Origin of the sequence: Streptomyces caeruleatus, from assembly GCF_001514235.1 — a bacterium.
Classification (GTDB): Bacteria; Actinomycetota; Actinomycetes; order Streptomycetales; family Streptomycetaceae; genus Streptomyces; species Streptomyces caeruleatus.
This window is the reverse complement of sequence record NZ_KQ948925.1, coordinates 656,689-679,950: the sequence shown is the minus strand read 5'-3', so window position 1 is coordinate 679,950 and position 23,262 is coordinate 656,689. Positions and strand designations below refer to the sequence as shown.

General features: G+C 71.4%; 24 protein-coding genes. 12 read left to right on the top strand and 12 right to left on the bottom strand.

The genetic code is table 11. The annotated features are described in order from the left end of the window. Positions 1 to 53: 53 nt before the first annotated feature. A complete protein-coding gene (locus AQJ67_RS07870) occupies positions 54 to 1,007 on the bottom strand; it encodes a methionyl-tRNA formyltransferase (RefSeq protein WP_062717520.1) in 954 nt (317 codons plus the stop codon). Positions 1,008 to 1,091: 84 nt separating this feature from the next. On the opposite strand from AQJ67_RS07870, the gene AQJ67_RS07865 reads away from it, so the two are divergent. Then, the gene (locus AQJ67_RS07865; RefSeq protein ID WP_062717519.1) at positions 1,092 to 2,417 is read left to right on the top strand and encodes a lysine N(6)-hydroxylase/L-ornithine N(5)-oxygenase family protein; all 1,326 of its coding nucleotides are present in this window, start codon (positions 1,092 to 1,094) and stop codon (positions 2,415 to 2,417) included. Between the two features lie 209 nt (positions 2,418 to 2,626). Here the strand turns inward: AQJ67_RS07865 and AQJ67_RS07860 are convergent, their stop codons facing one another. Together AQJ67_RS07860 and AQJ67_RS07855 are read right to left on the bottom strand one after the other, a co-directional pair. Further along, on the bottom strand, positions 2,627 to 4,462 hold the full coding sequence (locus AQJ67_RS07860) for a glycoside hydrolase family 15 protein (RefSeq protein ID WP_062717310.1): 1,836 nt from the start codon (positions 4,460 to 4,462) through the stop codon (positions 2,627 to 2,629). Between the two features lie 106 nt (positions 4,463 to 4,568). Further along, positions 4,569 to 5,348 carry a DeoR/GlpR family DNA-binding transcription regulator gene (locus AQJ67_RS07855; RefSeq protein ID WP_062717309.1) on the bottom strand — a complete coding sequence of 260 codons (780 nt, stop codon included), beginning with the start codon at positions 5,346 to 5,348 and terminating at the stop codon, positions 4,569 to 4,571. Positions 5,349 to 5,501: 153 nt separating this feature from the next. On the opposite strand from AQJ67_RS07855, the gene AQJ67_RS07850 reads away from it, so the two are divergent. After that, positions 5,502 to 6,383, top strand: coding sequence for an SIS domain-containing protein (locus tag AQJ67_RS07850; RefSeq protein ID WP_062717518.1), 882 nt, complete (start codon positions 5,502 to 5,504; stop codon positions 6,381 to 6,383). A gap of 38 nt (positions 6,384 to 6,421) precedes the next feature. After that, entirely contained in the window at positions 6,422 to 7,270 is an 849-nt protein-coding gene (locus tag AQJ67_RS07845; protein WP_062717308.1) for a class II fructose-bisphosphate aldolase, read from the top strand. A gap of 11 nt (positions 7,271 to 7,281) precedes the next feature. Here the strand turns inward: AQJ67_RS07845 and AQJ67_RS07840 are convergent, their stop codons facing one another. After that, positions 7,282 to 8,427, bottom strand: coding sequence for a methyltransferase (locus AQJ67_RS07840; protein ID WP_244190385.1), 1,146 nt, complete (start codon positions 8,425 to 8,427; stop codon positions 7,282 to 7,284). 112 nt (positions 8,428 to 8,539) lie between these two features. On the opposite strand from AQJ67_RS07840, the gene AQJ67_RS07835 reads away from it, so the two are divergent. Both AQJ67_RS07835 and AQJ67_RS07830 read left to right on the top strand, forming a co-directional pair. Further along, complete coding sequence (locus tag AQJ67_RS07835; protein ID WP_062717306.1) at positions 8,540 to 9,196, top strand: alpha-ketoglutarate-dependent dioxygenase AlkB family protein; 657 nt, start codon at positions 8,540 to 8,542, stop codon at positions 9,194 to 9,196. 36 nt (positions 9,197 to 9,232) lie between these two features. Next, the gene (locus tag AQJ67_RS07830) at positions 9,233 to 10,474 is read left to right on the top strand and encodes an ROK family protein (RefSeq protein ID WP_062717305.1); all 1,242 of its coding nucleotides are present in this window, start codon (positions 9,233 to 9,235) and stop codon (positions 10,472 to 10,474) included. Between the two features lies 1 nt (position 10,475). On the opposite strand, the gene AQJ67_RS07825 is transcribed toward AQJ67_RS07830, so the two are convergent. Then, positions 10,476 to 10,763 (bottom strand): hypothetical protein, encoded by a 288-nt coding sequence (locus AQJ67_RS07825; RefSeq protein WP_062717304.1) that lies wholly within the window; start codon positions 10,761 to 10,763, stop codon positions 10,476 to 10,478. Positions 10,764 to 10,847: 84 nt separating this feature from the next. On the opposite strand from AQJ67_RS07825, the gene AQJ67_RS07820 reads away from it, so the two are divergent. Beyond that, complete coding sequence (locus AQJ67_RS07820; RefSeq protein WP_062717303.1) at positions 10,848 to 11,297, top strand: RpiB/LacA/LacB family sugar-phosphate isomerase; 450 nt, start codon at positions 10,848 to 10,850, stop codon at positions 11,295 to 11,297. Positions 11,298 to 11,300: 3 nt separating this feature from the next. On the opposite strand, the gene AQJ67_RS07815 is transcribed toward AQJ67_RS07820, so the two are convergent. From AQJ67_RS07815 to AQJ67_RS07805, 3 genes are all read right to left on the bottom strand, one after another. Then, positions 11,301 to 11,753 carry a tautomerase family protein gene (locus AQJ67_RS07815; protein WP_062717302.1) on the bottom strand — a complete coding sequence of 151 codons (453 nt, stop codon included), beginning with the start codon at positions 11,751 to 11,753 and terminating at the stop codon, positions 11,301 to 11,303. Positions 11,754 to 11,783: 30 nt separating this feature from the next. Further along, positions 11,784 to 12,356: a DUF4865 family protein gene (locus AQJ67_RS07810; protein ID WP_062717301.1), complete on the bottom strand. Its 573-nt coding sequence runs from the start codon at positions 12,354 to 12,356 to the stop codon at positions 11,784 to 11,786. Positions 12,357 to 12,424: 68 nt separating this feature from the next. After that, positions 12,425 to 13,030 (bottom strand): TetR/AcrR family transcriptional regulator, encoded by a 606-nt coding sequence (locus tag AQJ67_RS07805; RefSeq protein WP_062717300.1) that lies wholly within the window; start codon positions 13,028 to 13,030, stop codon positions 12,425 to 12,427. Positions 13,031 to 13,215: 185 nt separating this feature from the next. Here AQJ67_RS07805 and AQJ67_RS07800 point away from each other — a divergent pair, with 185 nt between their 5' ends. Genes AQJ67_RS07800 through AQJ67_RS07790 form a run of 3 tightly spaced genes read left to right on the top strand, consistent with a single transcriptional unit; the run spans position 13,216 to position 16,846 of the window. Beyond that, positions 13,216 to 13,497 (top strand): SHOCT domain-containing protein, encoded by a 282-nt coding sequence (locus AQJ67_RS07800; protein ID WP_062717299.1) that lies wholly within the window; start codon positions 13,216 to 13,218, stop codon positions 13,495 to 13,497. After that, entirely contained in the window at positions 13,494 to 14,252 is a 759-nt protein-coding gene (locus AQJ67_RS07795) for an ABC transporter ATP-binding protein (RefSeq protein WP_062717298.1), read from the top strand. The genes AQJ67_RS07800 and AQJ67_RS07795 overlap by 4 nt, the downstream gene beginning before the upstream one ends. A gap of 23 nt (positions 14,253 to 14,275) precedes the next feature. Then, on the top strand, positions 14,276 to 16,846 hold the full coding sequence (locus AQJ67_RS07790) for an ABC transporter permease (protein ID WP_107122823.1): 2,571 nt from the start codon (positions 14,276 to 14,278) through the stop codon (positions 16,844 to 16,846). A gap of 69 nt (positions 16,847 to 16,915) precedes the next feature. Here the strand turns inward: AQJ67_RS07790 and AQJ67_RS07785 are convergent, their stop codons facing one another. Both AQJ67_RS07785 and AQJ67_RS07780 read right to left on the bottom strand, forming a co-directional pair. Then, positions 16,916 to 17,488, bottom strand: a complete 573-nt coding sequence (locus tag AQJ67_RS07785; protein ID WP_079055823.1) for an ATP-binding protein — start codon at positions 17,486 to 17,488, stop codon at positions 16,916 to 16,918. Positions 17,489 to 17,671: 183 nt separating this feature from the next. Further along, on the bottom strand, positions 17,672 to 17,992 hold the full coding sequence (locus AQJ67_RS07780) for a hypothetical protein (protein WP_062717296.1): 321 nt from the start codon (positions 17,990 to 17,992) through the stop codon (positions 17,672 to 17,674). Positions 17,993 to 18,328: 336 nt separating this feature from the next. Between AQJ67_RS07780 and cds1 the strand changes: the two genes are divergently transcribed. The 3 genes from cds1 to AQJ67_RS07765 all read left to right on the top strand — a co-directional run bounded on the left by cds1 (position 18,329) and on the right by AQJ67_RS07765 (position 21,659). Then, a complete protein-coding gene (gene cds1 / locus AQJ67_RS07775; RefSeq protein WP_062717295.1) occupies positions 18,329 to 19,453 on the top strand; it encodes an L-cysteine desulfhydrase Cds1 in 1,125 nt (374 codons plus the stop codon). Positions 19,454 to 19,605: 152 nt separating this feature from the next. After that, the gene (gene argJ / locus AQJ67_RS07770; RefSeq protein WP_062717516.1) at positions 19,606 to 20,781 is read left to right on the top strand and encodes a bifunctional glutamate N-acetyltransferase/amino-acid acetyltransferase ArgJ; all 1,176 of its coding nucleotides are present in this window, start codon (positions 19,606 to 19,608) and stop codon (positions 20,779 to 20,781) included. Between the two features lie 32 nt (positions 20,782 to 20,813). After that, positions 20,814 to 21,659, top strand: coding sequence for an arginase family protein (locus AQJ67_RS07765; protein ID WP_244190384.1), 846 nt, complete (start codon positions 20,814 to 20,816; stop codon positions 21,657 to 21,659). Here AQJ67_RS07765 and AQJ67_RS07760 read toward each other — a convergent pair. Both AQJ67_RS07760 and AQJ67_RS07755 read right to left on the bottom strand, forming a co-directional pair. Next, positions 21,656 to 22,135 (bottom strand): SRPBCC family protein, encoded by a 480-nt coding sequence (locus AQJ67_RS07760; protein ID WP_062717293.1) that lies wholly within the window; start codon positions 22,133 to 22,135, stop codon positions 21,656 to 21,658. The two genes, AQJ67_RS07765 and AQJ67_RS07760, sit on opposite strands and share 4 nt — an antisense overlap. Positions 22,136 to 22,193: 58 nt before the next feature. Next, positions 22,194 to 23,024 (bottom strand): DeoR/GlpR family DNA-binding transcription regulator, encoded by an 831-nt coding sequence (locus AQJ67_RS07755; RefSeq protein WP_062717292.1) that lies wholly within the window; start codon positions 23,022 to 23,024, stop codon positions 22,194 to 22,196. Positions 23,025 to 23,262: the final 238 nt, after the last annotated feature.

The following is a 23,262-nucleotide window of genomic DNA, read 5'->3' as shown; positions in this document are numbered from 1 at the left end:
GCAATGAGTTTCGGACAACTTCTTCGCTTTTGGCGGCAGTTGGCGTTCTTTGGTCACGGGTGGCTGGAGAGATAGCCCCCCATCGTGCGGAAGTAGTCCCTCGCCGCGTACTCCATGCCGTCGTCGGTGCGCAGCCGCCGGATGACCAGACCCGGGTGGCGGCCGCTGTGCGCGTCCGCGCCGGCCACGACGACCACGCCGTCGCCCTCGGGAATGAAGACGCGGCCCGGAGTGCCGCCGTAGCGGCCCTCGGAGACGGCGGCCGAGACGATCCTGATGCGCTGCCCGCGATGGAACGTGTACGCGTTGGGATACGGGTCCGACTGGGCCCGCACCAGTCGCTCCAGGCGCTCCGCGGGCCAGTGCCAGTCGATGCGGCTGTCCTCCAGGGACCGCTTGTGGAAGAAGGTCGCGCGGCTGCGGTCCTGGGGCTGCCAGTGCGAGGCCGCCCGGCCGGAGTCGATGAGGTCCAGCGACTCGCGCACGATGGGTGCGATCAGGTCGACCGTGCGGTGGAACAGGTCCGTCGCCGTGTCGTTCGGCCCGACCGTCACCGAGCGCTGCACCAGGATGTCCCCGGCGTCCAGCTCGGCGTTCATGCGGTGCGCGGTGACGCCGACCCGCTCCTCGCCGTTGATGAGCGCCCAGATGATGGGGGAGAAGCCGGCGTAGGACGGCAGCAGCGAGTCGTGGACGTTGAGCGTGCCGTGCGGGGGCAGGTCGAAGAGTTCCGGCGGCAGCCAGGTGCGCCAGTTGTTGGCCACGAGGATGTCGGGCCTGGCCTCGCGCAGCGCGGCGAGGAGTTCGGGGTCGTCGGGTCGGTTGCGCAGGAGGACGGGGACGTCGTGCTTCTCGGCCAGCTCGGCGACGGAGTCGCCCCAGATCTTCTCGTAGGCGTGGTCGCTCTTGGGGTGGGTGACCACGAGGACGACCTCGTGGTCGGAGTCCAGCAGGGCCTGGAGTGTGCGGTGGCCCCAGGTCTGGTAGCCGAACATGGCGACGCGCATGCGGTTCTCCCCTTCGGCGGGCTCCATTGCAAGGTAAGGCTAACCTTATCTAACATGTGGCTGCCTGAGGGAGGCGATGCCACGGTGAAGTCACCGCTCACGGGATCGGACACCACCTACGACGTCCTCGGAATCGGCTTCGGGCCGTCAAATCTCGCCCTGGCCATAGCGATTGACGAACACAACGCGAACCTTCCGGCGGACCGTCGGATCAACGCCCTTTTCCTGGAACGGCAGTCGGGTTTCGGCTGGCACCGGGGCATGCTCATCGACGACGCCACGATGCAGGTGTCGTTTCTCAAGGACCTTGTCACGCTGCGCGATCCGGCCAGCGACTTCAGCTTCCTGTGTTTCCTGCGCGAGCGCGGCCGGCTGGTCGACTTCCTGAACCAGAAGACCCTCTTCCCGCTCCGCGTGGAGTTCCACGAATACTTCGAGTGGGCCGCCGAGCGGGTGCGGCACCTGGTGGCGTACGGCCATGTGGTGACCGCCATCGACCCCGTCCGCGACGAGACGGGCACGGTCACGCACTTCGACGTGGTCTGCCGCGACCCGGAACGCCCCGGCCGGACCGTCACCCGCCGGGCCCGTGACATCAGCGTCGCGGTCGGCCTGGAGCCCCATGTGCCGCCCGGCGTGGAACTCTCCGAACGCGTCTGGCACAACAGCCAGTTACTGCCCCGCGTGACCGAACTCGCCACCACCGGTGCGCCGGTGCGCCGCGCGGTCGTCCTCGGTGCCGGGCAGAGCGCCGCGGAGACCGTCGACTATCTGCACCGCTCGTTCCCCGAGGCAGAGGTCTGTGCGGTGTTCGCCAAGTACGGCTACACCCCGGCCGACGACAGCCCGTTCGCCAACCGCATCTTCGACCCGGAGGCGGTGGACGTGTACTTCGCCGCCCCCTCCGAGGTCAAACAGTCCCTGTTCGACTACCACCGCTCCACCAACTACTCCGTGGTCGACATGGAGTTGATCGAGGCCCTGTACGCCCAGGCGTACCAGGAGAAGGTCACCGGCCGGGAGCGGCTGCGCTTCCTCAACGTCTCCCGCATCCGCGACGTACGAGAACGCGGCGACGGCGCGCTCGACGTGGCGGTCGAGTTCCTGCCGACGGGGGAGCAGCAGACCCTCCGGGCCGATCTGCTCGTGCACGCCACCGGCTACCGGCCCCGTGACCTCACCGCCCTGCTCGGCGAGGCGGCGAAGGTCTGTCTGCGGGACGACGGCGACGCGATCCGGGTCTCCCGTGACCACCGCGTGGAGACCGCGAACGACGTCACCGCGGGGATCTACCTCCAGGGCGGCACCGAGCACACCCACGGACTCACCTCGACCCTGCTGTCCACGACCGCGATCCGCGCGGGGGAGATCCACCGCTCCCTGCTGGCCCGCCGCACGGCGTCCGTCTGAGCGGGGTCAGACCGCTTCCGCCGCGGGCACGGCGGGGTCGAACACCGCCACCACGCCATCGGTGGACGTCACCGCCCCGCACGTGTCCGCGATCCACTCCAACGCGAACTCATGGCTCCCGGCCGACGCGTCGGCGACCGCGTCCGCGACGACGAAGGGCTAGCCTCGCCTAAGTTGGATGTCTTGTCGTTGAGCCCTGTGAACGGCCCTCACCCCAGGGCGCGGTCCAGATTGAAGGCCGCGCTGATCAGGGCGAGATGGGTGAACGCCTGGGGGAAGTTGCCCTGTTGCTCGCCCGAGTGACTGATCTCCTCGGCGTACAGGCCCAGATGGTTGGCGTACGTCAGCATCTTCTCGAAGGCGAGCCGCGCCTCGTCGACCCGGCCGGCCCGGACCATGGCCTCGACGTACCAGAACGAGCAGATGGAGAACGTGCCCTCGTCGCCCCGCAGCCCGTCGGGGCTCGCCTGCGGGTCGTAGCGGTAGACCAGCGAGTCGGACACCAGGTCCTCGGTGAGGGCGTCCAGCGTGGACAGCCACTTGGGGTCGGTCGGCGCGATGAACTTCGCCAGCGGCATCATCAGCACGGCCGCGTCCAGCACGTCGTCGTCCTCGTGCTGGACGAAGGCCTGCCGGGCCTCGGACCAGCCCCGCTTCATGATCCGCCGGTAGATCGTGTCCCGGCACTCGCCCCAGCGCGGCAGATCCGCCGGCAGGCCGCGCCGGTTGGCCATCCGGATGGCCCGCTCGATCGCCACCCAGCACATCAGCCGCGAGTACAGGAAGTTCTTACGGCCGCCGCGGGTCTCCCAGACGCCCTCGTCCGGCTGGTCCCAGTGGGCGCACACCCAGTCCACCAGCGCGCACACGTCGTCCCACTGGTCGCTGGAGATCGGCTTGGCCCACTTGTCGTAGAGGTAGATCGAGTCGATCAGCGCGCCGTAGATGTCGAGCTGGAGCTGACCGGCGGCGGCGTTGCCGATGCGCACCGGCGCGGAGCCCATGTGCCCCTCCAGATGGCCAAGTTCGCGCTCGGGCAGCTCGGCGCGGCCGTCGATGCCGTACATGATCTGCAACGGGCCGGTCCGGCAGCCGTCGCCCCGACTGACGTGCTCGGTCAGGAAGTTCATGAACGCCTCGGCCTCCTCGGTGAAGCCCAGGCGCAGCATCGCGTACACACAGAAGGCGGCGTCGCGCATCCATACGTACCGGTAGTCCCAGTTGCGTTCCCCGCCGAGCTGCTCGGGCAGGCTCGTCGTCGGAGCGGCCACGATCGCGCCGGTCGGCGCGTAGGTGAGCAGCTTCAGGGTGAGCGCGGAGCGGTGCACCATCTCCCGCCAGCGGCCCCGGTACTGGGAGGCGGACAGCCACTTCCGCCAGTACGCCACCGTGCTGTTGAACTGCTCCTCGGCCTCGGTCCGCGCGCACCGGCGCAGCGTCACCTCGGCGCCGAGCCGGTCCAGCGCGAACACCGCCGACTCGCCCTGCGCGAGCTTGAACTCGGCGCGTACGTCCGGCCCGTCGACCTCCAGCGGCATGGTCGAGGTCAGCCCGAGCGACAGCTTCTCGGACTCGAACACCGCGACCTCGCCCACCATACGGACGGTGTGCGGCTGGGTGCCGTACTCGAAGCGCGGCGCGACCCGCGTACGGAACGGGAGCGACCCGCGCACGCACACCACGCGCCGGATCAGCCGGTGCCGTTCGGACTCGACCGAGCTGCCGTCCACCGGCATGAAGTCCTGCACCTCGCCGACGCCGTCCTCGGTGAAGAACCTGGTGATCAGGACGTTCGTGTCCGGGAAGTAGAACTGCTTGGTCCGGGCCGGCACCGCCGCCGCCAGCTCGAAGCAGCCGCCCCGCTCCGCGTCCAGGATCGCCGCGAAGACGCTCGGGGCGTCGAACGCCGGGCAGCAGTACCAGTCGATCGTGCCGTCCGTCCCGACCAGGGCCACACTGCGCAGATCGCCGATCAGCCCGTGCTCGGCGATCGGCAGATAGCGCGATGCCGTGGATGCGTCCGTACCGATCGGGGTTGTGCTCATCGCAGCCTCCCTGGCCCGCCGAGTCCCTGACCGCAGTGCGCCTCGCTCCCAGCGTAGGTGGAATCGGACGTGCGGGAGCGGGATCCGGGGCCCGGACCGCGCGGGCTCAGACCGCGATGACCCGCAGGCCCGCCTCCTCGAAGTGCCGTACGGTCTCGGCCGTGGCCGCCGTGTCCGTGACCAGCGTGTCCACCGCGTCGGCCGCGCAGATCCGGGCGAACGCCCGCTGCCCCAGCTTGCTGGAGTCCGCGGCCACGATCACCCGCTCGGCGCGCTCGCACAGCAGCCGGTTGATCGCCGCCTCCGCCTCGTCGTGCGCGGCGGCGCCGTGCGTGGTGTCGAAGCCGACGACGCCGAGGACCGCCACGTCGAGGGTGATCTGAGACAGCACCCCGTCCGCGAGCGGTCCGATCAGCTCGTACGACTGCGGGCGCGCGACCCCGCCGGTGAGCACGATCTTGAACTGGGGGCGGACGGCGAGCTCGTTGCCGATGTTGAGCGCGTTGGTGACGACGGTCAGCGCGGGCGTACCGGACACCAGGTCGCTGCGCACGGCCAGGGCGCGCGCCACCTCGGTGGTCGTCGTGCCGCCGGTCAGCCCGACCGCCTCGCCGGGCGCGATGAGGTCGGCCACCGCCTTGGCGATGCGCTGCTTCTCGGAGGCGTGCCGGGCGGTCTTGTAGCGCAGCGGCAGTTCGTACGACACTCCGTGCACGACCGCGCCGCCCCGCGTACGGACGAGCATCTGCTGCTCGGCGAGCTGATCGAAGTCGCGGCGGATCGTCGCGGCCGAGACCGCCAGCTCGGCGGCCGCCTCCTCGACGTCCAGCCGGCCCCGCTCCACGAGCAGCTCCAGCAGCGCCTTCCAGCGGGCGTCGCGCGACATCCGCCCTCCATTCCTCGATCATTCCCCGATCTCCGGCGACCTTAGCGCACCCCTCTCCCGCGTAATGCTTGATTCTGCTCGAAAGCTAGCGATATCTTGCAAGAACAATCATCAGCACCTGCGATGCTCAACGAGAGCGTGAAGGACGGCGGCATGACGCATGTCGAGGACGAGCTCAACAGCCAGCCCGAGTGCTGGGCCCGCGCGGCGGCCGAGGCGACCGGCCTCGGCGGGGCCCTGCCGCAGCCGGGGGAGCGGGTCGCGGTCGTCGGCTGCGGGACGTCGTACTTCATGGCACAGGCCTTCGCCGCACTGCGCGAGGGATCGGGCCGGGGCGAGACGGACGCCTTCGCCGCCTCGGAGTTCCCGCACGGACGCGCCTACGACCGTGTCCTCGCCCTCAGCCGCTCCGGCACGACGACCGAAGTGCTCGACCTGTTGGGGAAGTTGAAGGGCCGTACGCCCACCACGGCACTGACCGCCGACCCGGACACGCCCGTCATGACGGCCGCCGACGAGGTCGTCGTCCTCGACTACGCCGACGAACGCTCCGTCGTGCAGACCCGGTTCGCGACCACCGCCCTCACCCTGCTCCGCGCCCACATCGGCCTGCACACCGACACCGTCGTGGCCGACGCCCGCACCGCCCTCGCCGACGGTCTGCCCGAAGGGCTCGTGGAATGCGGGCAGTTCACCTTCCTCGGCCGGGGCTGGACCGTCGGGCTCGCCAACGAGGCCGGGCTGAAGATGCGCGAGGCGTCCCTCGCCTGGACCGAGGCCTACCCGGCCATGGAGTACCGGCACGGCCCGATCAGCATCACCACGAGCGGCACGGCGACCTGGATGTTCGGTGCGGCACCCGCGGGACTGGCCGAACAGGTGCGGTCCACCGGCGGACTGTGGATCGAGGGCCGCCTCGACCCGCTCGCCGAACTGGTCCGCGCCCAACGCCTCGCGGTCGCCGTCGCCGCGGCCCGCGGCCTCGACCCGGACCGGCCGCGCCACCTCACCCGCTCGGTGATCCTCGCTCCCTGACCCGCCCCAGGCACTCACGCGCCGAGAAAGGACAGTCCGTGCCCCTCGTGACCACCGGCGAGCTCATCACCCGCGCCGCCGCGGCCCGCTCCGCCGTCGCCGCCTTCAACGTCATCACCCTGGAGCACGTCGAGGCCGTCATCGCCGGTGCGGAGTCGATGGGTTCAGCCGTCGTCCTCCAAGTCAGCGAGAACGCCGTCAGGTTCCGCTACGGACGTCTCCTCCCGCTCGCCCGCGCCGCCGTCGCCGCCGCCGAACACGCCGCCGTACCCGTCGCGTTGCACCTCGACCACATCCAGAGCGACGACCTGCTGCGCCAGGCGCCGGACGCGGGGTTCAGCTCGGTGATGTACGACGGGGCCAGGCTGCCGTACGCCGACAACCTCGCCGCGACGAAGGCCGCCGTCGACTGGGCGCACGCCCAAGGGCTGTGGATCGAGGCCGAGTTGGGGCGGCTCGGCGGCAAGAACGGCGAGCCGCCCCTCGACGCCCACGCCCCGGGAGCCCGCACCGACCCGGCCGAGGCCCACGCCTTCGTCGCCGACTCCGGCGTCGACGCCCTCGCCGTGGCCGTCGGCAGCTCGCACGCCATGACCACCCGAACCGCCACCCTCGACCACGACCTCCTCAAGCGCCTGGCCGGCGCCCTGGACGTCCCCCTCGTCCTGCACGGCTCCTCCGGCGTCCCCGACGGCGAACTGACCGCGGCCGTCGCGGGCGGCATCGCCAAGGTCAACGTCGGCACGGCCCTCAACATCGCCATGACGGGAGCGATCCGGGACTTCCTCGCCGCCCATCCCGAGGCGGTCGACTCACGCAAGTACCTGAGCGTCGGCCGGGAGGCGATGGTGCGGGCGGTGGCCGACATCATCCGGGTGCTGGCCTGAGACCGGGACGGCTACCTCTTGACGGCCCTCAGCACCACGAACTTCGGGTCCCCGGCCACGAGTTGACTGTTGCCGAACAGCCGCCGCAGCTTCACGTGGTAGCCGAGATGCCGGTTGCCGACCACCCACAGCTCGCCGCCCGGCCGCAGCGCACGCCGCGCCCCCGTGAACATCCGCCACGCCGTCGAGTCGGTCGTGGCCTGATGGGAGTGGAACGGCGGATTGTTCAGCACGAGGTCCACACTCCCGGCCGGCACCCCCGCCAGCCCGTCCCCGACCCGGAACTCGGCGTGCCCCGGCACCCCGTTCGCCCTGTACGTCGCCTCCGCCGAGGCCACGGCCTGGAACGACTCGTCCACGAACAGCACCTCGGCGTCCGGGTTCGCCAGCGCCATCGCCGTACCGACGACACCGTTGCCGCACCCCAGGTCCACCACCCGCCGGCCGCCCTTGCTGTCCGGCAGATGCCCCAGGAAGAACCGCGTACCGATGTCGAGCCGGTCGGCACAGAAGACGCCCGCGTGATTGACGACCGTGCGCCCCGAGACCGGGCCGATGCCGTCGGGGAGGTCGTAGGCGTACGGCCACGGGTTCGCGGGCCGTGCCACGGACGGCTCGGGTGTGCAGAAGATCAGCCGGGCCTTCCGCTCGGCGAGCGAGGTGCGGGTCGGGCCGAGGATCCGCTCGAACAGCTGGAGCGTCGAGGTGTGGATCTCCTTCACCATCCCGGTACCGACCACCACCGTGCCCTCATGCACCGCGGGCGCCAGCCGCAGGAGCTGGTCCTCCAGCAGCGCCAGGCTCTTCGGCACCCGCACGAGCAGCACGTCGACGCGCTCCGGCGGCGCGTCCTGCGTGGTGCGGAGCTGGACGGTGCCGGGCTCGACGCCGTGCCGGGCGAGGTTGGCCCGGGTCGCCTCCTGGGCCAGGTAGGAGTCGGTGATCTGCGCCGGGCCGTGCGCCGCGAGTGCCGTGACCAGGGCGCCCCAACGGTCACCGACGACCACGACCGTCCCGGACAGCGGCACCTCCCGCTCCGCGAGATGCCTCAGGAGGTACTCGTCGGAGGAGTCCCAGGCACGCAGCCTCTCACGCGGGTCCTCGGGGAAACGGGTCAGCGCGAGCTCGCCCCAGGGCGTCGTCATACGGTCGTTCATCGTGCGTCAAGGCTAAGCGACCCCGGGGAAGAGCAGGCACGCCCCCACGCCGCCGCTCTTCCCGACGCCGCTACAGAGCCGCAGCTCAAGGCCGGTGGGGGAGGATGGGGGCATGGACACCGAGCTGTTCCCCAGGCAGCGCACGCAGGTCGCGCCGGGCGCGGTCCATGTGCCCGACTGGCTGGACCCGGGCCGCCAGCGCGAGCTGCTGGAGGCCTGCCGCGCGTGGGCCCGCCCACCGGCCGGCCTGCGCACGGTGCGCACCCCCGGCGGCGGCACCATGACCGCCCGCCAGGTCTGCCTCGGCTGGCACTGGTACCCCTACGGCTACGCCCGCACGGTCGTCGACGGCGACGGCTCCCCGGTGAAACCCTTCCCCGACTGGCTGGGCGAGCTGGGCCGCCGCGCGGTACGGGACGCCCTGGGCGAACCGCAGGCCGCTTACGCCGAGGCCGCGTACGACATCGCCCTGATCAACTTCTACGACGCCGACGCCCGCATGGGCATGCACCGTGACAGCGACGAGAACTCGGACGCCCCAGTGGTGTCCCTGAGCCTCGGCGACACCTGCGTCTTCCGCTTCGGCAACCCCGAGACCCGGACCCGGCCGTACACGGACGTCGAGCTGCGCAGCGGCGACCTGTTCGTGTTCGGCGGCCCGGCGCGGCTCGCCCACCACGGTGTGCCGAAGGTGCAGCCGGGCACCGCACCGCCGGAGTTGGGGCTGACCGGGCGGCTGAACATCACGCTCAGAGTGAGCGGCCGGTAGGGCCCCGCACCTGCGGATCATGGGAGACTCGCCCTCATGAGCGGCAAGGCGGACCCCCGGACGGCGGGGGAAGGGACCACCTCGAGGGCGCGGTTGGACCGGGGGCGCGGTGCGCTCGGACCCGCGTTGGAGCTCGTGCACACCGGCCGCGCCCCCACCCGCGCCGTGCTCACCGCCGAACTCGGCGTGACCCGGGCCACCGCCGGCGCGGTCGCCGCCGAGCTGGAGGCTCTCGGGCTGATCCGGGTCGACGCCCGGCCCGGCGCGGCGGCCGGCTCGCAGGGGCGGCCCTCGCACCGGCTGGCGGTCGCCGAGGACGGCCCGGTCGTCCTCGCCGCACAGGTGCACGCCGACGGGTTCCGGGCGGCGCTGGTCGGCCTCGGCGGCCGTATCGTCGCCACCGCGGCCGGCCGCGAGACGGTCGACGCCGATCCGGCGAAGGTCCTCGGCTCCGTGGTCGCGGCCGGCGCCGAGCTTCTGCGCACGACGGGCCGGCGCTGCGTCGGCGCGGGCCTCGCCGTCCCCTCGGCGGTCGCCGAACCCGACGGCCTGGCGCTGAACCCCCTTCACCTCGCCTGGCCCGTGGGCGCGCCGGTGCGCCGCACCTTCACCGAGTGCGTGCGCGCGGTCGGCATCACCGGACCGGCCTTCGCCGCCAACGACGTCAACCTCGCCGCGCTCGCCGAGCACCGGCACGGCGCGGGCCGCGGCGCCCGCGATCTGCTGTGCGTGGCCACCGGGCACCGGGGCGTCGGCGGCGCGCTCGTGCTGGACGGCCGTCTGCACACCGGCAGTTCGGGCCTGGCCCTGGAGGTCGGTCACCTCACCGTGAACCCCGAGGGCAGACCCTGCCACTGCGGCAGCCGGGGCTGCCTGGACGTCGAGGCCGACCCGCTGGCGCTCCTCACGGCGGCCGGCCGCGAGCCCGGTCCCGACGGTTCCCTGATCAAGCAGGCCGACGAACTGATCCGCACCCAGTACGACGACCCCGCGGTCCGTACGGCCACCGAGGCGCTCATCGACCGCCTCGGCCTCGGCCTCGCCGGCCTGGTCAACATCCTCAACCCGGACCGCATCATCCTCGGCGGCCTGCACCGCACCCTCCTCGACACCGACCCCGACCGCCTGCGTGCCGTCGTCGCCGACCGCAGCCTGTGGGGCCAGAGCGGTGGCGTCCCGATCCTCGCCTGCACCCTCGACCACAACAGCCTCGTCGGCGCGGCCGAGTTGGCGTGGCAGCCGGTGCTGGACGACCCGCTCGGGGCGCTGGCGCCGTAGGTCACCGCTCGTCGGCGGTCTCCAGGATCCGCGTCCGGGGCGCCCCGGCCAGCGCGGGCGCGTTCTCGGACGACGACCACACCCTCGACCTCAGGAACCCCAGGAACCGCTCGGCCTCGGCCACGTCGTCGAAGTCGAGGTCCACGACGACATAGGCCGGGTCGTCGACGGGCTGCTGGACGCGGTAGTGGCGTACGCCCGCGTCCGCGCGTGCCGGGGCGAACCGGTCGAAGGCCGTCTTCCACCTGGCGAAGTCCGTGATCGTATGCTCGATGTGCAGGGTCGGCATGGTGCCTCCTCGGCCGTTCCCACCGCTCATCTCCATGCTCGGCCGCACGCCGGGCGGGCGCATGCCCAGCGGTAGGCTCGCCACATGCGGATCTCGGTCTCCTCGGACATGGACGAACCCGTCGCCCGCCTCCTCGTCACCGAGCTGCGCGGCCGCGGCCACGACGTGGTGACCCACGGCGCCCTCAGCCCCGGCGCCGACCCCCAGTGGGCCGCCTGCTCCGAGGCCGCCGCACGCGAGGTCGCCGACGGTACGGCGGACCAGGCGGTCGTGTGCTGCTGGACCGGCACGGGCGCGTCGATCGCCGCGAACAAGGTGCCGGGCGTACGGGCGGCCCTGTGTACGGACGCCTACACGGCGGACGGCGCCCGCCGCTGGAACGACGCCAACGTGCTCGCCCTCAGCCTGCGCCTGACATCCGGGCCCCTGCTCAAGGAGATCCTCGACGCCTGGTTCGCCGGCGAGGCGAGCCGTGACGCCGAGGACCGGGAGAACGTGGCCCGGATCGGACGCCTGGACCTCAGGGAGACGTGAGGTCTACGGGAGCGGGGAGTCGACGGGGGCAGGGGAGTCGGCGGCGGCAGGCGAGTCGGCGGCGGCAGGGGAGTCGGCGTACTGCGCCACCCCGTCGCCGAACGACCAGTTGATCGGCTCGTTCTCGATCAGGTTGACGAACACGTTGCGTGGCTCGGTCCCCGCGTAGCTGTGGGCGAGTTCGGCGATCCTCCGGTACAGGGCCCGCTTCTGCGCGGGGGTCCGCCCGGAGCGCAGAGTGATCGTGACGTACACGAGGCCGTCGTCCCGGTGGATGCCCAGGTAGTCGGGGTCGTAGCGGAGCGTGCTGTGGGTGCCGTCATGGCCGACCAGTACCTGGAACCGGTCGTCGGGCGGTATCCCGACGGCCTCCACCAGGGCGTCGTGCACGGCACGGCCGAGCGCGTCCAGCCGCTCGGGATCGGCTCCCAGGGCGTCGATGCGAACGAAGGGCATGTCTGGGTCTCCTCGCTGTGAACTTCTTTGTCAGCCCCGCAGCCGTTCCCGCCCCGGCGCGGAGATGTGCAGCACCTCGTACATGTCGCCGTCGGCCTTGGGCGTGTCGTTCTCCCAGAGGGAGAAGTGGATCAGCTCCCAGCGGCTCGCGTCCACGGCGGCCGCCGAGAGCACCGAGCCGCCCTCGCGGGCGATCCGCTCGGTCTCCCGCGCCGCGTCCGCCATGGCGTCGCCCAACTGCCCCTCGCCCGGCACCTGTTGGCGCCGCAGCACCGCGACCCGTGCGGGGGAGCCGGCGGCGCGGCCCTCCTCGTACGCCAGCCCGGGCCACTGCCGCACCGACGGCCGCCCGAAGTCGTCGACGATGCCCTGGAAGGGGCCTCCCCAGAGGAAGGCGTTCATCCCAGCGACCGTGTTCCACAGATAGAACGGCGTGTACTGGTTGACCGGCGATCCGCGCACACCGCGCTCGCGCATCAGGTACGCCTTGATGCCCAGGCCCGGCCAGTCGTCGAGCAGATGCCCCCGGCTCGCGACGCGACGGCGGATGATTCCCGTGTCGTAGTCGGCAGGCAGCGTGAGCTCGTACTGCATCGCGTGCATCGGGCGCCTTCCTAGCGGTCCTGCTCCTGGTCCTGGCCCTGGCTTTGGTCCTGGTCTTGGTCCTGGCTTTAGTCCTGGTCCTGGTCTTGGTCCTGGCGCGGTGCGAGAAGGGACAGCAGACCCCGGACACCCACGTCGAAGGCGGTGGGCGAACCGGACGCCCGGGCGAGGACGTAGCCGCCCTGGACCGTCGCGACGATCGTCGCAGCGATCGACTCACCGTCGAGCCCCGACGCGAACTGCCCCCGCTCCTTGCCCTCCTCGACAATCCCGGCGAGCCGTTCGCGCAGCCAGTCGAGCGTCTCGTCGACCGGCGCCCGCAGTTCGTCGCTGGCGATCACGTCCGGGTCCATCGTCAGCCGCCCGACCGGGCAGCCGCGCAGCACATCGCGCTCCCGCCGCAGATACGCCTCGATGCGTTCGTACGGCGTGCCCGGCCCGTCGAGTACTCCCGCGGCGGTAGCCCGCATCTCCTCGGCGGTACGACGGATCGCGGCCAGAGCGAGATCCGGCTTCCCCTTGAAGTGGTGGTACATGCTGCCCTGCCCGGCGCCCGCGCGCTCCAGGATCGCCTTGGGGCTGGTGCCCACATATCCGCGTTCCCAGAGCAGTTCACGGGTGGACTCGATCAGCCGCTCCGAGGTGTCCGATGCGCTCATGCCCTCACTGTACATACTAGTAGTTACAGAAGTCGAGCCCTTCGGGAGCAGCACCATCGGCTCTGCGTACTCCCCGCGAGGTACGGCCACTGCCGCTGGCCGTACGACGACCCGGACCCCCTTCCGGCGCGAGTCTCGAAGCATCACCGAACGACCCATCGAACCGAACTCTTCGGAACCGACCCGGGAGATGACTCGAGATGCAGACCCTGGCTCACTTCGCCGACGGCGGCCCCGGCCCCTGGATCCTCCTCTTCCCGCTGATCTGGGCGGCCGTCGTGATCGGCGGGATCACCCTGCTGCGCCGCACCGTGTGGCGCGGACGCCGCGGCCCCTGGCGGCCGGCCGCGGACGACAACTCACCCATCACCGTGCTCGGCCACCGCTTCGCCTCCGGCGAGATCGACGAGGACGAGTACTGGCGCCGACTGTCCGTCCTGGACGAGCAGTTCGGCCGCAGCGGCAAGGGCGGTGCGGCATGACGACCACGACCGTCACGACGACCGTGCCGACGGCCGCCCGAGTCGTCGACGCCGTGAAGGTGTACGGCACCGGCGACACCAGCGTGAGGGCCCTGGACGGGGTGAGCGTCGACTTCCCGGTCGGCCGCTTCACCGCGATCATGGGGCCCTCGGGCTCCGGCAAGTCCACCCTGATGCACTGCGCGGCCGGCCTCGACACGCTCACCTCGGGCACCGCCCACATCGGCGACACCGAGCTGAGCAGCCTCGACGACCGCCGCCTGACCCTCCTGCGCCGCGACCGCGTCGGCTTCGTCTTCCAGGCCTTCAACCTGGTGCCGACGCTGACCGTCGCGGAGAACATCACGCTGCCGCTGGACCTCGCGGGCGGCAAGGGCGACCGGGAGTGGATCGACGCGCTGATCGACGTGGTCGGCCTGCGCGACCGGCTCCACCACCGCCCCGGCGAACTCTCCGGCGGCCAGCAGCAGCGCGTCGCCGTGGCCCGGGCCTTCGCGGGACAGCCCGACGTCGTCTTCGCCGACGAGCCCACCGGCAACCTCGACTCCCGCTCCGGCGAGGAGGTGCTCGGCCTGCTCGGCCGCACGGTGCGCCAGACGTCCCGCACGGTCGTCATGGTCACCCACGACCCGGTGGCCGCCGCCCACGCCGACGAGGTCGTCTTCCTCGCCGACGGGCGCCTGGTCGACCGCATGGCAGCCCCGACCGCCGACAAGGTCCTGGACCGCATGAAGGCCTTCGAGGTGCCCTCATGAACGCCATGAACGCCATGAACGCCATGAACGGCACGCACGCCTCCGTCCGCCTGAGCGTCTCCTCCCTGCGCGCCCACAAGCGCCGCTTCGCCGGTACGTTCCTCGCGGTCTTCCTCGGCGTGGCCTTCCTCGCCGGAACCCTCGTCATGGGCGACACCCTGCGCGCCGGCTTCGACACCATGTTCGGCAACGCCACCAGCGGCACGGACGCCGTCGTCCGCAGCGCCGACGCCATCACCACGCCCGGCGAGAGCGAGGGCGTACGCGAACCGGTCGGCACCGACCTCGTCACCACGATCGAGCGGGCCCCCGGCGTCGCCGCCGCCGCCCCCGACATCCAGGGCGCCGGCCAACTCGTCGGCAGGAACGGCGACCCCATCGGCGGCCAGGGCCCGCCCACCCTCGCCGGCAACTGGATCACCGACCCGAAGCTCAACCCGTACCGCCTCGCCGAGGGCCGCGCCCCGGAGAAGTCCGGCGAGGTCGTCGTGAACCGGGGGACCGCCGAGCGCGGCGACCTGAAGATCGGCGACACCACGACCCTGCGCACACCCGACCCGGTCAAGGTGACCGTCGTCGGCCTCGCGACCTTCGGCGGCGAGGACGGCATGGCCCAGGTGACCTTCACCGGCATGACCCAGGCCGACGCCGAGAAGTACCTCACGGCCCGCCCCGGGGAGGCCGCGAGCATCCAGGTACGGGCCACTCCCGGCACCAGCCAGCAGGAACTCGTCGACGAGCTGACGACCGTGCTGCCCGACGGCGTCGAGGCCATCACCGGCCAGGAGTCGGCCGCCGAGAACACCGACATGATCTCCAGCCAGTTCCTGACCCTCTTCACCACCTTCCTGCTGGTCTTCTCCGGCGTGGCCCTCCTGGTGGCGACCTTCTCCATCCACAACACCTTCGCGATCGTCGTGGCCCAACGCACCCGCGAGAACGCCCTGTTGCGCGCCCTCGGCGCCTCCCGCCGCCAGGTCACCGCGTCGACCCTCGTCGAGGCGACCGCCGTAGCCGTCACCGCCTCGGGGGCCGGTCTCGCGGGCGGCATCGGTATCGCGGCCGGTCTCCAGGCCCTGTTCCCGGCGATCGGATTCCCCTTCCCTGAGGCCGGCCTGGTGCTGAAGCCGCTCTCCATGACCCTGCCGCTCGCGGTCGGCGTCGTGGTCTGCCTCGGCTCCGCCCTGCTCCCCGCCCGCCGGGCCGGCCGCACCGCACCCCTGGCCGCCCTGCGCGAGACGGCCGTCGACACCTCCGGCGCCTCCCGGACCCGAGCCGTCACCGGCGCGGCCCTGATCGCCCTGGCGCTCGGCGTGACGCTCGGCGGCGTCCTGCTGACCCCGTCCCTCTGGCTGGCGGGCACCGGAGCCGTCCTCGCCCTGGCCGCCTTCGTGGCCCTCGGCCCGGTCGCCTCCACAACGGCCGTACGGATCCTCGGCGGCCCCCTCGACCGACTGCGCGGCGTCACCGGCGGCCTCGCCCGGCGCAACGCCCTGCGCAGCCCGAAGCGCACGGCCGCCACCGCGAGCGCCCTGATGATCGGCGTGGCCGTCGTCTCCCTCTTCACGGTCTTCGGAGCCTCGCTGAAGGCGACGATGGACCAGACGGTGTCCAGGTCGTTCGCCGGCGACGTGGCCGTCAGCACCCCGTCGTTCGGCGCCGGCGGCAGCGGTCTGAGCCCGCGCCTCGCCGACGCGGTCCAGCGGCTGCCCGAGGTGGACACGGCCGTCGGCCTGGGCCGAGGAGTCGCCGAAGTGGACGGCAAGGGAAGGGCGTTGACGGTCACGGATCCGGTCGCCCTGGAACGCACCTTCGACCTCGGCACCGTCCACGGCTCCCTCGCCGACCTCGGCACCCACGGCATGGCCATCACCCAGAAGGAGGCCGACGAACAACACCTGACGACCGGCGACCAGACCCGCCTCACCTTCACCGACGGCCGTACCGAGACCTTCACGGTCCGCGCGGTCTACGGCCGGTCCGAACTCGCCGGCGACTACGTCATCACCCGCGAAGCGTGGGCTCCGCACCGCACCCAGGACGCCGACACCGTCCTCGCCGTCTCCTTCAAGGACGGCGTGAGCACGGACACGGGCAAGGCGGCGGTGGAAAAGGTCGCGGCCCAGTACGGCAACCCCGAGGTCCAGACCCGCGACGAGTACGCGCAGTCCTCGGCCGGCGGCATCGACATGATGCTCACCCTCGTCTACGCACTGCTGGCCCTCGCGGTGCTCATCGCCCTCCTCGGCATCGCCAACACCCTCACCCTCGCCATCCACGAACGCACCCGCGAACTCGGCCTCCTGCGGGCCGTCGGCCAGACCCGCCCCCAACTGCGCGCGATGATCCGCTGGGAGTCGGTCCTCGTAGCTGCCTTCGGCACGGCCGGCGGCATAGCCCTCGGCGCCTTCCTCGGCTGGGTGCTGGTCAAGGCCTCCGACGGTGCGAGCGACAGCGCCTTCGCCTTCGCGATGCCGTCCCTGCAACTCCTGGTGGTAGCCCTGGTCGGCGTAACCGCTGGAGCCCTCGCAGGCCTACGCCCGGCGCGCCGAGCCGCACGCCTGGACGTCCTGCGCGCCATAGCCACCGAGTAATCCGTCCCGGCACAAGTGGCCATGGCCCAGCTCACTCACCACCCGCCAACCAACCCCCTCACCGCCCGGTCAACCGACAACGGCCGACCGGGCGGGAGCATGCTCGGGCCGGCGCAGATCAACCCGCGCTCCGACCTCCGCGAACCGCCGCGTGGGCTCCTCCACCGCGACGGGCACGGTCGCCGTCCGCTGCGGTGTCCGCGCCCGCGCGCCCCGCGCCGTCACCGGCGTGGGCAGCGCGAACCACACGACCTTGCCGGACTCCCCGTCCGGCCGCACGCCCCAGCTCTCGCTGACGGCGGCCACCATCGCCAGCCCGCGCCCGCAGGTGGCGAGCGTGTCGGCGTCCTTGGCCTCGGCGGCCTTGACGTCCGCCACGACCGGCAACCGCGGGTCGTGGTCGCGCACCGAGACCATGAGCCGGTCGAGCAGCAGCTCGATCTCGACGGTGCACATCTTGTCCGGCTGGGCGTGCTGGTGGACGTTGGTCAGCAGCTCGGTCACACCGAGCGCGGCGCGGTCTATCAAGGCGTCCAGATGCCAGTAGCGCAACTGCGCAGAGACGATTCTGCGGACCTGGCCGATCCGCGACGGCAGGGCTTGGAGCTCCACCGTGCAGTGCCTGCTTGGGTAACTGATCACGGCTGCGACTCCCCGACTGAAGAGGTCCGGAAGAACACGGAGTACGGATCCAGCAGAGCGCTTGAGCAAACGGCCGCCTGCTGTCGTGGCCGGCGGGCTGGTTCGCAGCGTTATCGCCGGTAAACCCAGAGTGACGTGAGACCAGCGTGACGCAGGGGGTGCGGTACCGCAACTCGCGGTGACTCAGCCCTTACGCCCCGCGGCTTTCCGTACGGCCTCTATGAACCGGCGCGCCGCCGGCGGACCCGGCTCTCCCGGGGCGGGGTCGTGATCGCCGAGGGTGAGGGAGTAGCGCTTGCCGTTGAGGTCCGCCAGCGCCCGGTCGTCCGAGAACCAGGGCTTGGACGCCCGGACGGCCTGCACCGGCGCGCTGTCGATCTCACTGCCGTAGCTGGTGAGGAGCTGCACCCTGCCGTCGCTGATGCGCACCTGTCCGGCCCGGGTCAGCGAGCGCAGCCGCTTCCCGATCCGCACGCCAGTGGCCCTGAACTCCGGCTCCGCCATGCCCCGCCCCCTTGTGCGCGTCGGTGTGCCGGCTCGTCCTGTGCGGGTGCCGGCTCTGGTCGTGATCCAGTGTGCACCCCGTTCGGGATCGCGTCCCGTCCGGTGCAGTCTGCCCGCGTGCCGCGTCGAGCACCAGTGCGCATGTCGCCGCTGAGCGGGCCGTTCGGAGCACTCGCGCGAATGCGCCCCCGGCCATCGGATGAGACGGTCGCCCCAGTGGTGCCTTTGAGGCTCTCAAAGGTGTGTTTATGCAGGTGAGAAGCGTGTGAAAGGTGTTTATGCTCGAAGCGACGGCCGTGTGAGCCGCCGTCGCCGCACAGCATGAGGAGCAGCGCCGTGAGCACCGTCCAGCAGACTCCGTCCGGCGTGACCCTCGACGTCGACCACAGCGACGCCACCTATCGCACCTGGCTGAAAGAGGCCGTACGCAAGGTCCAGGCGGACGCCAACCGTTCGGCCGACACCCATCTGTTGCGCTTCCCGCTGCCGGAGCAGTGGGGCATCGACCTGTACCTGAAGGACGAGTCGACCCATCCGACCGGCAGCCTCAAGCACCGGCTCGCCCGCTCCCTCTTCCTCTACGGCCTGTGCAACGGCTGGATCCGGCCGGGCCGCCCGGTGATCGAGGCGTCCAGTGGTTCCACGGCCGTCTCCGAGGCGTACTTCGCGAAGCTGATCGGCGTGCCCTTCATCGCGGTCATGCCGCGCACGACGAGCGCCGAGAAGATCCGTCTGATCGAGTTCCACGGCGGACAGTGCCACTTCGTGGACGACTCGCGGAAGATGTACGAGGAGTCCGCCCGTCTCGCGGTGGAGACCGGCGGCCACTACATGGACCAGTTCACCTACGCCGAACGGGCCACGGACTGGCGCGGCAACAACAACATCGCCGAATCCGTCTTCCGGCAGCTGGAGTTGGAGCGGTTCCCGGAGCCCGCGTGGATCGTCGCCACGGCCGGCACCGGCGGCACCTCGGCGACCATCGCCCGGTATGTCCACTACATGCAGTACGACACCCGCATCTGTGTCGCCGACCCGGAGAACTCCTGCTTCTTCGAGGGCTGGACCACCGGCGATCCGGACGTCACCTGTGACTGCGGCTCGCGCATCGAGGGCATCGGCCGGCCACGCATGGAGCCGAGCTTCGTGCCGGGTGCCATCGACCGGATGATGAAGGTGCCGGACGCCGCGAGCGTCGCCGCCGTGCGGGCCCTGGAGCAGGCCATCGGCCGCAAGGCGGGCGGCTCCACCGGCACCGGGCTGTGGAGCGCGCTGAAGATCGTCGCCGAGATGGTCGCCGACGGGCGTCAGGGCAGCGTGGTGACGCTGCTGTGCGACCCGGGGGACCGGTATCTCGACAAGTACTACTCGGACGCCTGGCTGACCGAGCAGGGCCTGGACATCGCGCCGTACTCGACGGCCATCGAGCACCTGCTGGACACGGGGGTCTGGCCCGAGTGACCGGCGACCCCCGGGCCCGGACGGCGGACCGGCCTGTGCGGATCAGCCCGCCGCCCGCCTGAACGGCGTTTCTTCGGGAGGCCTTTGGAAGTGCGTGGACAGCCCACGCCCGTCATGCAAACATATGCCTCATGCCGCATGATCATTCATCGATTCAGGACTCAGGCCCTTTGACATGGCCGATCGGCTTCCGGGCCTACACCGGGCACGGCGGACTGCGTGAGCACGGCGACGACATCTCCGTGGTCGCCTCGGACCGGCCGGCCACCAGTGCCGCGATGTTCACCCAGAGCCTCTTCGCGGGCCCGGCCGTGCTCCTCAGCCGGGTCCACGCCGAGGGACAGAAACTGCGTGCCGTGACGACGCTGGCGAACAACGCGAACGTCGCGACCGGCCGTCAGGGCGAGGAGAACGCCGCCGAGGTCGTCCGCCGTGTCGCCGGGATTCTGGGCGTCCCGCAGGACGAGGTGCTGATCGGCTCCACGGGCGTCATCGGACGCCCCCTGCCGATGGACACCATCCGCGCCCACTTCGACGAGACCGCCGAGCACGGCCTCGCGGCGTTCCAGGCCGCACCGCTGGACGTGGCCCGCGCGCTGATGACCACCGACACCCGGCCGAAGACCGCCGTACGGACCGTCGGACGGGCCCGCATCGTGGGTGTGGCCAAGGGCGTCGGCATGCTGGAGCCCAACATGGCCACCATGCTGGCCTACGTGTTCACCGACGCCGAGCTGCCCCCGGCCGACCTGGACAGCGCCCTGCGCACAGCGGTGAACCGCACCTTCAACTGCCTGAGTGTCGACACCGACACCTCCACCTCGGACACCGTGGCGGTCATCGCCAACGGCGCCGCGGGGCCGGTCGATCCCGTCCGGTTCGCCGAAGCCCTCACCGACCTGTGCCTGGACCTCACCCGGCAACTGGCCAGTGACGGCGAAGGCGCCACGAAGCTCCTGCGCGTCACGGTCGGCGGCGCCGGCGACCCCGCACAGGCCAAACGCATCGCCAAGAGCGTGGTGAACTCCCCGCTGGTCAAGACCGCCGTCCACGGCGCCGACCCCAACTGGGGCCGAGTGCTGATGGCCATCGGCAAGAACACCGACGACACCGCCATCGTGCCCGGCAAGGTCACCGTGAGCTTCGGCGACATCGAGGTGTATCCCGAGGAACCCGAGGCCGACACCCTCGACCGACTCGTCGCCCACATGCGCCAGGACGAGGTCGACATCGTCATCACGCTCGGCCTCGGGGCGGCCGAAGCCACGGTCTACGGCTGCGACCTGTCCGCCGGCTACGTCCGCGTCAACGCGGACTACACCACATGACCGGACACGACCGAGGCCCGGGATCCCCCACGGTGCTCGTGATCCCTCAGTGGCAGGGATCGGCCGCCCGCCATCCCCGACGGCTGGCCGAGGGCGCGCACCGGCTGAGCGCGCTGCTCCCCGCGGCCTCACGCACCGTCGTCGACATCGACCCCCGCCCCGGACGGGACCATGACGGCGTACGCCACCTCGATGCGCTGAGCCGCTCACTGGAAGCAACCAGGACCGCGCTGCGCCGGACCGGCGACGACGGAACTCTCCTCGCCGTGGGAGGCGACTGCGGCATCGAGCTCGCGCCCGTCGCCCGCGCCGTCGCCCGCCACGGCGACAACCTGGCCGTCGTCTGGTTCGACGCGCACGCCGACCTCAACACCCCCGACACGTCCCCCTCAGGGGGCTTTCACGGAATGGTGCTGCGCACCCTGCTCGGCCAAGGGCCCGCACCACTGGTGCCCGAACCTCAGGAGCGGCTTTCCGCCCGGCAGATCGTGCTCGCGGGCGTCCGCGCCCTCGATCCAGCGGAGCGGGACTTCATCGACTCCGAAGGAATCCGAGCCCTGTCCGTACGGGCCCTCGGGGAGCCGGACCGACTGCTCGCCGCGGTAGCGGCCACCGGGGCCACGCACGTCTACGTCCACCTGGACCTGGACGTGCTGGACCCCGCGCACTTCACCGGCCTGTCCTGCCCCGAACCCGGGGGCCTGCACCCCGACCAGCTGCACACCGCCCTGCACGCGCTCACCCGACGCTTCGACATCGCCGGCATGGGCATCACGGAACACGCCCCCGCCGCCGATACGGCCGACGGTGACCACGTCCTGAGAAGGATCCTCGACGGCGTCGGTTTCCGGACGTCGTTCCCCGGAGGGCCGTCCTAGCGCGCCGCGGCCGCGAGTCGCCGGTCCAGTGCGGTCACCGCGTCCCGGAACGCCCGGCCCAGACCGGGCCGGGCGATGCCGAAGGCGAACCGGAAGGGTGTGGTGCCGTCCACCGCGAACGTCCACTGCACCCGCGTGCCCGCCCCGGCAGGGGCGAGCCGCCACTCCTCGACCATGGCCCGCGCTCCCGGCGCGTTGGCGACGTCGACCCGGTAGGCGTACACCTCTGGGCTCTTCGCCGCGAGGATCGTTTCCTCGAAGCGCGTGCCGCCCTTGAGCCGGATCTCGCGCCGGGCTCCGTCGTCCAGCGGACGGGCCAGCGTCACCGCCGAGAACCACTCCGTCCAGCCCGGCACGTCCTCGGCCAGCGCCCGGTACACCGTCTCCGGGGGAGCGGTGACCTCGCGCGCGAAGACGTGCCGTACGGGCGCTGTCCCGATGAAGTCGAGCCGCACCTCACGCAGCAGGTGAGCCATGGACGAAACCCCCTATGCCGACGCCGCTCCGGGCAGCGTCACCATAGCGGGCGACCCGTCAGCTGTCTGCACCCTCATCGGGCTCGCCCGCTACCACCAGCCGGCGCAGCTGCTCGGAGACCTCCGAGCGCGCCTCGCTGTCGAGCCCGGCGTCCGTCACCAGCGTGTCGACCTGCTCCAGCGTCGCGAACGAACTCAGCCCCACCACACCCCACTTGGTGTGGTCGGCGACCACCACGACCCGCCGCGCCGACTGCACCAGGCGCCGGTTCGTCTCGGCCTCCGCGAGGTTCGGCGTGGACAGGCCGGCCTCCACCGATATGCCGTGCACACCCAGGAACAGCACGTCGAAGTGGAGCGCCGCGATGGCCTGGTCGGCCACCGGCCCCACCAGCGAGTCGGACGGCGTGCGCACCCCGCCGGTCAGTACGACCGTGGCCGCGCCCTGCCGGGGGCCCGAGGTGCGCTGCGCCGCGTGGAAGACGTCGGCCACCCGCACCGAGTTCGTGACCACGGTGAGATCGGGTACCTCGACCAGTTGGTGGGCCAGCGCGTACGTGGTCGTACCGCCCGACAGCGCGATCGCGCTGCCCGGCGCGACCAGCTCGGCCGCCGCCCGCGCGATGTCCTCCTTGGCCGTCAGCTCCAAACCGGACTTGGCCTCGAAGCCAGGTTCGTGCGTGCTGGCCTCGACCACCGGGACCGCGCCGCCGTGCACCTTCTCCAGGACGCCCTGCCGGGCGAGCGCGTCGAGATCGCGCCGCACCGTCATGTCCGACACGCCGAGCTTGCGGGTCAGCTCGTTGACGCGTACCCCGCCCCGGCGCCGAACCTCGTCAAGGATCAGGGCACGCCGCTGCTCCGCGAGGAGGTTCTGATTCTCACTCACGTACGCTCCGGTCCTTTCGCCTCAAGCTGTCCGCCACACCCGCGCACCTGCTCTGATGAGGAGATTCTCACCCCTCCCGGCGCGCGGGAGGTCCCATACTCGCACGGGTCGGTACCCCTCGCGCCACTGGCTGTCACGACGCGCGCATGTCACGACTACAACTCCCGTTCCCCTGTTCTTCACACGGATCGGGGAGATTCCGTGACGAGAGGTGTAGGGGGCCCTCTCCGTGGAGATC